This is a genomic window from Bacteroidota bacterium, from assembly GCA_030706565.1.
GTDB lineage: Bacteria > Bacteroidota > Bacteroidia > Bacteroidales > JAUZOH01 > JAUZOH01.
Genome location: JAUZOH010000136.1, coordinates 1 through 9,162, shown reverse-complemented (window position 1 = coordinate 9,162; position 9,162 = coordinate 1). Strand labels below are relative to the sequence as shown.

Sequence of the window (9,162 nt, the reverse complement as noted above, 5' to 3'; positions counted from 1 at the left end):
TATTCCGATTAAAGTTGTTTCTGTAGGTCCGGACAGAAATCAGACCATTGTAAAAGGATAAAAAATTACAACTACAAAAAAATGGAATTCAGGAAATTGAGTTCCATTTTTTATTTTTACTCACCAAGTTAACGGGGCACCAATAAGTCCCTGAAGATAAAACCTAACGGGTTTTGAAAACCTGTTAGGTTTGGAAAATTGATATGGCTTTTCATACTCCTAAATTTTAGCTTTCATTGCCGTCAGCTTCAGCTGACACAATCCTTGATTTTTAATTCATTGCCGTCAATTTCAGTTTTTATGGCCTTTATTTTTATCTTTCATTGCCGTCAGCTTCAAATGACGGATCCTGATCATTTAATGATATTTATTGGGCTTTAGCCCAACATTAGCTCAAAATAATATCGGAATATTCGGCTAAGTCTGCAAAAATATTGCTTCATCAAATCAGTTGGCAGAAGCAAACGTAAATAATTAAGAAGATGGTCTACTGTAAATGCCCAACACGGTATTTTGCTTTTGAACTGATAAAATAAAATTTAATAATTCTTCTTTTTGAGAGGGATGAAACCAGGTAATATCTTTGTCACGCATAAACCAGGAGATCTGCCTTTTGGCATATCTCCGGCTATCACGTTTAATCAGGGATATAGCAGTTTCCAGGGAAATTTTATGGTCAAAATATTCGAAAAATTCTTTGTAACCGACCGTATTCAGTGCATTCAAATTTCTATAGGGAAAGAATTTGCGGGCTTCGTCCACCAAACCGGCTTCTATCATCTGATCAACCCTTAAATCAATAATCTGATACAGTTCCTCGCGGGGGCGGTTCAGCCCAATTTTAATAATTTTAAAATCCCTGTTTTTCCTTTCCCTGGTCAGAAAAGAAGAATAAGGTTTCCCGGTCATTAAAGTAACCTCAAGGGCCTTTAGAATACGCTTATGGTTTTTTAAATCGGCCTGGGCGTAATATTCGGGGTCATAATTTTTAAGCAGCAGCCTTAAACCTTCAATGCCCTCGAGATGAAATTTGTCGAGGAGTTGTTGCCTCACTGCAGGATCAATTGTAGGCAAATCATCAATGCCCTGGCATAAGGCATTGATATATAATCCTGATCCCCCTACCAACAAAGCACAGTTATTCGTTTTGAAAAGTCCGTCCAAAACCTCTAAAGCCTGAACTTCAAAGAGGCTTGCATTATAATAATCATTAATGGATAAATTGTCGATAAAATAATGTTTTACTTCAGCCAATTGTTGGGCTGAAGGTTTTGCAGTACCTATTTTCAATTCCCTGTACATCTGGCGGGAATCAGAAGAAATAATTCCGGTATTAAAATGTCGGGCCAAATCTATGCCAATATCCGTTTTTCCAATACCTGTAGGCCCGAGAACAACGATCAACAATTTATCCATTCAATCTCAATTACCGGTAATCGTAATAATCATCAAAATTACCAGAATAGCCGTCATCTTCGAAATCGTCGTCAAGATTGATATCCGTATCTAAGCCCAAATCGGAATTGGGATCAAAATCTTCAGGAACATCCTCTTCCTCTTCACCCTCTTCATCCACTTCGTCGTTTGTAAAATCGCTGAACGCATAATCATTCTTCTTAGCCATCTTATCCTCCATGACTATTTGTTCGGGAGGATTCCCATTGCTGTCTGTGCAGACGGGATAAGCAACGCCTTTGTTCTCGGCAGCATCCCCATCAATGAGTTCAATAAAAAAAGACCTGTCCGAGAGCATATCAAAAACATAAACCAACTTATCTTTCCTGGTTTTGATAAAATCAGATAATTTCACCTTATCCATAACCAAAGACTTAGACCGGGTCCCCTCCTCAGAAGGATCAAACATGGTAATTTCCTTTTTCCTCTTCCACTTGCTGTCGGTGGTGAAAAAAGAAGCCACCTGTGAAGGATCATAATCCATTTCCTGCTGAATAGCGGAATGAAAATCATAAAAAGTCTGAGTATCCCTAATTTCAAAGTCTCTGAAAAAATCATCAGATTCATCTGATATGAGCCTAAACTTATAAATCATAAAATGCTTATTTTAATTCAAATTTATTAAAAATTTTATAGTATCAACACAATCGGCATAATCCCATAGCTCAGGCTTTTGCGCCATTCCAAATGATATACTCTCCTGCACAAAACCATTGTCTGAAACCACACATTGAATTTTATCTTTGTTGAATTGCAAATATTCAAATAATTTTAATTTATCCGAATAGCATTCATAAAATATTGTACCCACAGGGGAAGAAAAACCTTTGTCCTCTTTAATCAGCACAAAACCATTATCTAAATGGGCGGTTTGGTTTAACAAATAAACTGATTTGTTATAATCATAATTATTTGCATATTTATTATGGTTGTAAAGGTACTGATAATGTTCAATGGATTGAAAAAAGCTGTTGAAATTATAAGCTGCCGGGACAAAAAGTTTGGATACATTTCTGCAACCCAGCCCGAAATACAAGAAAATATCCTCCCCCAGCGCTTTCAGTTTATCCTGCGTTTCCTGACCACTCAACACAGCTATAGAATTCCTGTTTTTTCGGATCAGATGCGGATACTTACCAAAGTAATATTCGAAATACCTGGATGTATTATCGCTTCCTGTAGCAATTACGGCATCAAATTCGCCGAGCTGATTGTCCTCAAAAAAGATATGATTTTTAAATTCCGGATTTATTGCAATAAGGACATCAGCCACAGCTTTTATGAGCTTTTCATCCTTTGCTGAAGTTTTTCCGATAAACACATTCCCCGAAATCAATACCGAAAGCATGTCATGAAAACCGACCAAGGGAATATTACCGGCCATAACCACTGCGATCTTCTTTGGGCTTGGATTTCTTCCGGGAAGGCTATAAGGCTTGAGCCAGTGATCAATTTTTTCGCGAGTAAGACTATTGCTTATTGCATTAATCGATTCACGAACATTTTCTTCAGTGAACCAGGCATTATAAAGGTACAATTGCCTTATGAGCTGCTCAAATGGATCATAATATAAATCATTGATCCTTTTCAAAGTAGCAGTCTTTGTTAATTTACCGGGAGCAAATTGACGCAAAAAACTCCCCAGTATTGTAAATGCTTCGATACGTCCTTCCAAATCCATCATCAAAAATCTCTAAACAAAACAGACTATCTTTTATGTGGCAAATTTAAAAATTAATTACGAAGCAAAATCAATTCTATTAAATCAAGTCAATTCTATTTTATAAAAAACAGAAAACCCTCTGTTTTTAACTCAGAGACAAGAATCCTACATGTTAGTATGGGATAAAAGTTTAAAGCAATTTCTTCCTGTATTCCACTTTAGGAGAGTCACTTTCATCAAACCACTCACTTAATCCATAATATGGATCTACAGCCTTTTTAGGCAGAAAAGTTTTCAACACACCAGCCTGGGTAAGGGCATCAAATGCCTCAGTGATTTTTTCCTTTACCATGTCATAACTATAGGCAGAAATTTTCAAATCCATCATGACTTTGTCAATCATCGTTGTTTCCATATATAGAAATTCCATGTCATCGAAAACACCGAGAATATACTCTTTTATATCCAAGGTTTTCCAATCCACTTCAGCATGGTTAAAAGGTTGTCTCTGCGTTACAGGCTTGGCTTCACCGACAAAGCCAGATTTCGAAACACTTTTTGCTGACTTTCTCTTTGGTACAATGCTCTTAACTTTCTTTTCTCCCTCAGCCAATCCTTCAGATATTTCTGTTCCGGATAATTCGCCATTGATTTGATCCAGAATACCCTGAATTTCCTGAATTTTTTTCTGCGTTTCCAGAAGCAAATCTTCATAGTGTTGTTTCAGCTCTTTTATCTCATTTTCAGTGAATGTTATTTTCTTCATAAAAATTAGAATTAGAACATTTTATTTAATAGATGTATGGCTACATTCAGCCAAATCATTAGTAAAAGTAAAGCATTTTTTAAAGCGCTATCATAAAAATTATAAAAATTATTAATTTTTAATTTTGAAAATAAATCTGGCAATTGGGTATTAGTCCTTTAAGCCGTCCTTGTTCACTTTGACTAATAGGATCATAAATTCCATGTTTCTGGTTTATAACATAAAAAAATTTCAATTGCTTTAAATCTTTTACCTCATCCGGAAATTGAACCAGCTGGTCATTGGAGATGGTTATTTTTTCGAGCGAGCGGAGTTGTGACAGTAATTTAAAAACCTGTTTGTAATCTTTAAAATAATTATGACTCAAATCGATTTCCTTTAACTGACTGAGCTGATTTATTGATGCAGGTATTGTTTCACAGAGTTCAGGCAGGTAAAGTCCCGTCAATCCTTTAACTGTCGAAAGCCTGAGGATTATATTCTCAATGTCCTGGGCATTTTCAATTTTCAGCGAAAGCAGTGGAATCCTTTTATAATACTGCAGGTCGGCAGTTTTGTATCCTGTTGAAAATTGTTTCAAAGAGGGAAGTTGGTTAAGGCTCTCATAAAAAACAGCAGAAGGCTGATAAAGAGGCGAAGAATAAACATAGCCGATCTCCAGTCTGCGAAGGGACTTAAATTTAGAAATCACAGGAGTATTGATTTCCGCTTCCTCCAGCTGCAGTTCTTCCAGTCTGGTATATTTTGAAAGGCTTTCCAATATAGAATCATTGACCCCCCTAAGGTTTAGTGTTAAACTTCTAAGCTCAGGCAATTTCTGCAATTCACTGAACAAATCAGAAAAATCTATAGTACCATCGGGAAAATCAATAATGAGCCTTTTTAAATTGCTTAATTTTCCAATTCCTTCCGGAAGTCCATGGTGAATAGCATCCAGACAGCAGGTTAATTCCTGAAGGGAAGGAGAAGCAGGGACTTTTCGAATTTTACCGTCAATTTTTAAAACTTTCAGTTGATCCAAACCTGCCAAATCATCTGGCAGGGAGGTGAGCTGATTGCCTGCAAGCGAAAGATACCGAAGCTTTTTAAGATAAGCGATTGACGGGCTGAGCTTTTTAAGCTGACTGTGGGTAATTTCCAGTTTCTGCAAATTACCTATATGATAGAGTGACTCTGGAATTGAATCCAGTAGCCAGTTCCAGTCATCACTGAAAATTTTCAAACTCTGTAAATTATATAACTTGCCAATATCGGCCGGAATGCCTGAAATATCCTCAAGTTCCATCTTGTATACCCTGGAAAAAGAATCCTGTGGAATAACATAAAACACCGGCGTTGAGGTTAATTCTTCATCACTAAGTACCTGGCTGTTCAGGTTGAACTGATGAAAAGTCAACAACAGCAAAAGGAAGTATTTAATTTTATAAGAATACATTGTTAAAATATATATTTAAGAGCAGAGACACTAAAACTTATTGAATTACTAAAAATAACAATTTTTTAGAAGATATAAAAATCTAAAAAAATATGTATTTGTAATTAACAATTAATATCAATGATTCACCTTGAATATATTTTCCATCATCATCTTGCTTAACTTAAAGCAGAAGGGAATACAGGCTTAACATTCATCCTTTCCTAGTTCCACATTGCGGTATTTCAATGAAAGATAAGCAAGGAGGTTGCTCAAAGTAGACATTGCCTCAGAAGTCTCCACCGAAACCGTCTTTTTTTGAAGCCTAAGCATAAGCATGCCATAAAGCCCATCCAGGCAAATTTCTATATCGGTCATCCCGGCCCTGCCTGATTTTTTCCTTAAAACTTCTATATTTGCCCTGGCCCAGCCATTCAGCTCGTGATACTTAATTTCTTCCGGATTATTCAATAAACGCAGGTGCAGGTCATTCATGTCATTCACCGTGTTTTTCAGGAACTGCAAATGTCCCTTTTCCTGAATTTGCTCGGACTGCATCATTTGAACAAGCCCGCTGTACCAATCTCTAATCTCTTTCTTTGTCTCCGGAGGCTGAATGTATTGAGAAACAATGAACTTGTCTATTTTTTCCATATCCAGGCCACAAGCCCGGATCATATCTTCAATTTGCCACATATACAAAACATACTCGGCAATGTTTGATTTTTTCTTTTCCCTGGCTACAAACATTATACGAATCTATATAAAATACCGTTTAACGACCTTATTTATCAAACCAACTGGCGTACATCAGGTAATTATCGGCTATTTTATTAATCATTTCACTGATCTGTTCCTGATTGATATCTTTTACTTTTTTAGCAGGCACCCCTGCATATATACTTCCAGGCTCAATGACAGCGCTATCAAGAACAACTGCTCCGGCTGCTATAATAGAATTTTCGTTTACCACAGCATGATCCAATATAATAGCCCCCATGCCGATCAGAACGTTATCTTTGATTGTTGCCCCGTGAATAACCACATTGTGTCCAATGGAGACATTATTGCCAATTTCTATTTTTGATTTTTGATACAAACAATGTAAAACAGCCCCATCCTGGATATTTACCTTATTCCCTATACGGATGGAATTTACATCTCCACGGATAACCGCATTAAACCAAACACTACAATCATTGCCCATCACCACATCTCCGACAACAGTGGCATTTTCAGCCAAAAAACAATTTTCTCCAATTTTCGGGGTTAATCCCCTCACCGATTTAATTAATGCCATCTTAAATTTCAATTACATGATAAACCAATAATGCTTTAAGGGTACAAATTTACGACTAATATTTGATGCTTGATTCATGTTTCTTCTGTCAATTTTTAAAAGCTGATCAGGGAAATAATACCCATCCAATCAAAAAAATGTAATTTTACAGAAAATTTATATCTAATTTTTAATTCAAACTTTGCAAACCAATCAGATAAAAATCAAGAAATTGATGATTTGTAAAAAAATGTAAAACCATATCATTATGGAAAATTCAAAAAAGAAAGTGATCGAAGAGGCAGTTGTCAAGTTTGTAGGGGATTCCGGAGATGGGATGCAGCTTACAGGTACTATTTTTTCGGAATCAGCAGCATTATCGGGAAATGATATTTCAACTTTTCCGGACTATCCGGCCGAAATAAGGGCTCCACATAACACCATTGCAGGAGTATCGGGATTTCAAGCACACATAGGAAGGTATAAATTAAGGACCACCGGTGATTTATGCGATATCCTGGTAGCGATGAATCCTGCCTCCCTTAAAGCCAATCTGAAATGGGCAAAAAAAGGAGGCACACTGATAGTTGATTCAGACACTTTCGACGAAAAAGCTTTGGGAAGTTGCAATTATCAATCCAATCCCTTGGAAGATGGAAGTTTAAAAAATTACAGCCTGATTAAGGTTCCCATGTCCTCGCATGCCTTGGAAACAGGGAAAAAGCTTAATTTTGAAAATAAGGTTGCAGAAAAAAGCAAGAATATGTACGCCCTGGGGATAATCAGTTTCCTGTTTAACAGTAAACTCGATATTCTCTATAATACCTTAGACAAAAAATTCAGCAAGAAACCGGAAATTGCCGAATTAAATAAAAAAGTCCTGGAAGCCGGCTATAAATATGCCCAGGATTCCAAATTATTCCCCACCACTTATGAAATACCTCCCGCAGAGATGGAAAAGGGGAGATACAGAAATGTCACCGGAGATATGGCAGCTGCCTGGGGATTGATTGCAGCTTCAGAAAAATCGGGAAGGCCATTGTTTTTAGGCTCTTACCCCATCACCCCTGCCACGGACATCATTATCGAACTGGCCAAACACAAATCGCTGGGCGTAAAAGTTTTCCAGGCGGAAGATGAAATAGCCGGTGTTTGTTCGGCCATCGGGGCCAGCTATGCCGGATCACTGGCTGTAACTTCCACATCAGGCCCGGGATTTTCGCTGAAAAGCGAAGCCCTTGGACTGGCGGTCATGACCGAGCTGCCGCTGGTGGTTGTTGATGTACAGCGCGGAGGGCCTTCAACAGGATTACCAACAAAATCCGAACAATCCGATTTACTGCAGGCATTATACGGGAGAAATGGAGAATGCCCGTTGATGGTTATGGCGGCTTCCTCTTCGGCACAATGTTTTTACGCCACTTATCAGGCCGCCAAAGTGGCCATGGAGCACATGACTCCGGTTATCATACTGATGGACGGTTTCCTGGCCAACGGCTCCGAATTGTTCAAAATACCGAAAATGGCAGATATGCCCGCCATTACTCCTCCCCTTGCCCAGCCCAATGACCCGGAATACAAACCTTACAGAAGGGATGAAAAGACTTTTGTAAGGCAATGGGCTTTACCCGGTATGGAAGGCCTGCGCCACCGCGTTGGTGGCCTTGAAAAAGAAGACATTTACGGAAATGTATCCACCGATCCACAAAATCATCAAAAAATGGTGGATTTCAGGGCTGCAAAAATAGCCAAGATAGCTGACAGTCTTCCTTTGCAGGAAATAAGCGGCCCGGATGAAGGCGATTTGCTGGTTGTAAGCTGGGGCAGCACAAAAGGAGCTGTTCTATCAGCTGTATTGGAACTTCAAAAGAAAGGGCTTAAAATAAGCCACACAAATTTTGAATATATCATGCCTCTGCCCAAAAACACTCCGGAGGTATTTTCAAAGTTCAGGAAAATTGTGGTCTGTGAATTAAATTCAGGGCAATTTGCCGGTTACCTCAGGGCACTTCATCCACAATATCAATATCTGCAATATAATAAAATTCAAGGATTACCTTTTACCGTGTCAGAACTGGTAAGTGAATTCACTAAAATACTGGAGGAAAAATAAAATGTTTCAAAATCAAACTATAGAACGTTCGAGCGTAGAACTCACCAAAGAAGATTTCATGAGCGACCAGATGGTAAAATGGTGCCCCGGCTGCGGTTCCCATGCCATCCTGGCTTCTCTGGAAAAGGTATTTCCCAAGATAGGATACAGAAAAGAGAACTTCATGATGGTATCTGGAATCGGATGTGCAGCAAGACTTCCATATTACCTCAACACTTACGGCATCCATGGCATTCATGGCCGTGCCACAGCAATAGCCACCGGGGTAAAAATTGCCAATCCTCATCTGAGCGTATGGCTTGCCACCGGTGATGGCGATGCCATGGCTATAGGCGGTAATCACCTGATACACATGATCAGGAGAAACCTGGATGTAAATTTATTGCTATTCAACAATCAGATTTATGCGCTGACCAAAGGCCAGTATTCCCCTACCACCCCCATGGGACAAATTACGAAAACCTCCCCTCAG

9 protein-coding genes are annotated in these 9,162 nt (G+C 38.5%); 2 read left to right on the top strand and 7 right to left on the bottom strand.

Annotated features, from left to right (window positions below; translation table 11 throughout):
• Positions 1-474 precede the first annotated feature (474 nt).
• The 7 genes from miaA to Q8907_08605 form a co-directional block, all read right to left on the bottom strand.
• Complete coding sequence (miaA, locus tag Q8907_08635; protein MDP4274329.1) at positions 475-1,416, bottom strand: tRNA (adenosine(37)-N6)-dimethylallyltransferase MiaA; 942 nt, start codon at positions 1,414-1,416, stop codon at positions 475-477.
• Positions 1,417-1,426: 10 nt separating this feature from the next.
• Complete coding sequence (locus tag Q8907_08630; GenBank protein MDP4274328.1) at positions 1,427-2,050, bottom strand: hypothetical protein; 624 nt, start codon at positions 2,048-2,050, stop codon at positions 1,427-1,429.
• A 12-nt stretch (positions 2,051-2,062) separates the two neighbouring features.
• Positions 2,063-3,136 carry an acyl-CoA reductase gene (locus Q8907_08625; protein MDP4274327.1) on the bottom strand — a complete coding sequence of 358 codons (1,074 nt, stop codon included), beginning with the start codon at positions 3,134-3,136 and terminating at the stop codon, positions 2,063-2,065.
• 172 nt (positions 3,137-3,308) lie between these two features.
• Positions 3,309-3,884, bottom strand: coding sequence for a hypothetical protein (locus Q8907_08620; protein ID MDP4274326.1), 576 nt, complete (start codon positions 3,882-3,884; stop codon positions 3,309-3,311).
• A gap of 118 nt (positions 3,885-4,002) precedes the next feature.
• Positions 4,003-5,319, bottom strand: a complete 1,317-nt coding sequence (locus Q8907_08615) for a leucine-rich repeat domain-containing protein (GenBank protein MDP4274325.1) — start codon at positions 5,317-5,319, stop codon at positions 4,003-4,005.
• Positions 5,320-5,505: 186 nt separating this feature from the next.
• Positions 5,506-6,048, bottom strand: coding sequence for a DUF4924 family protein (locus tag Q8907_08610; protein MDP4274324.1), 543 nt, complete (start codon positions 6,046-6,048; stop codon positions 5,506-5,508).
• A 34-nt stretch (positions 6,049-6,082) separates the two neighbouring features.
• Positions 6,083-6,598: a gamma carbonic anhydrase family protein gene (locus Q8907_08605; protein MDP4274323.1), complete on the bottom strand. Its 516-nt coding sequence runs from the start codon at positions 6,596-6,598 to the stop codon at positions 6,083-6,085.
• 247 nt (positions 6,599-6,845) lie between these two features.
• Between Q8907_08605 and Q8907_08600 the strand changes: the two genes are divergently transcribed.
• Positions 6,846-8,690: a 2-oxoacid:acceptor oxidoreductase subunit alpha gene (locus Q8907_08600; protein MDP4274322.1), complete on the top strand. Its 1,845-nt coding sequence runs from the start codon at positions 6,846-6,848 to the stop codon at positions 8,688-8,690.
• 1 nt (position 8,691) lies between these two features.
• A partial coding sequence (locus Q8907_08595) for a thiamine pyrophosphate-dependent enzyme (protein ID MDP4274321.1) occupies positions 8,692-9,162 on the top strand: 471 nt, incomplete at its 3' end.

Bases quoted from the DNA above. Each gene is read 5' to 3' on its own strand.
- Q8907_08630 (MDP4274328.1), bottom strand. From the start codon at position 2,050: ATGATTTATAAGTTTAGGCTCATATCAGATGAATCTGATGATTTTTTC.
- Q8907_08625 (MDP4274327.1), bottom strand. From the start codon at position 3,136: ATGGATTTGGAAGGACGTATCGAAGCATTTACAATACTGGGGAGTTTT.
- Q8907_08620 (MDP4274326.1), bottom strand. From the start codon at position 3,884: ATGAAGAAAATAACATTCACTGAAAATGAGATAAAAGAGCTGAAACAA.
- Q8907_08610 (MDP4274324.1), bottom strand. From the start codon at position 6,048: ATGTTTGTAGCCAGGGAAAAGAAAAAATCAAACATTGCCGAGTATGTT.
- Q8907_08600 (MDP4274322.1), top strand. From the start codon at position 6,846: ATGGAAAATTCAAAAAAGAAAGTGATCGAAGAGGCAGTTGTCAAGTTT.
- Q8907_08605 (MDP4274323.1), bottom strand. From the start codon at position 6,598: ATGGCATTAATTAAATCGGTGAGGGGATTAACCCCGAAAATTGGAGAA.
- Q8907_08615 (MDP4274325.1), bottom strand. From the start codon at position 5,319: ATGTATTCTTATAAAATTAAATACTTCCTTTTGCTGTTGTTGACTTTT.
- miaA (MDP4274329.1), bottom strand. From the start codon at position 1,416: ATGGATAAATTGTTGATCGTTGTTCTCGGGCCTACAGGTATTGGAAAA.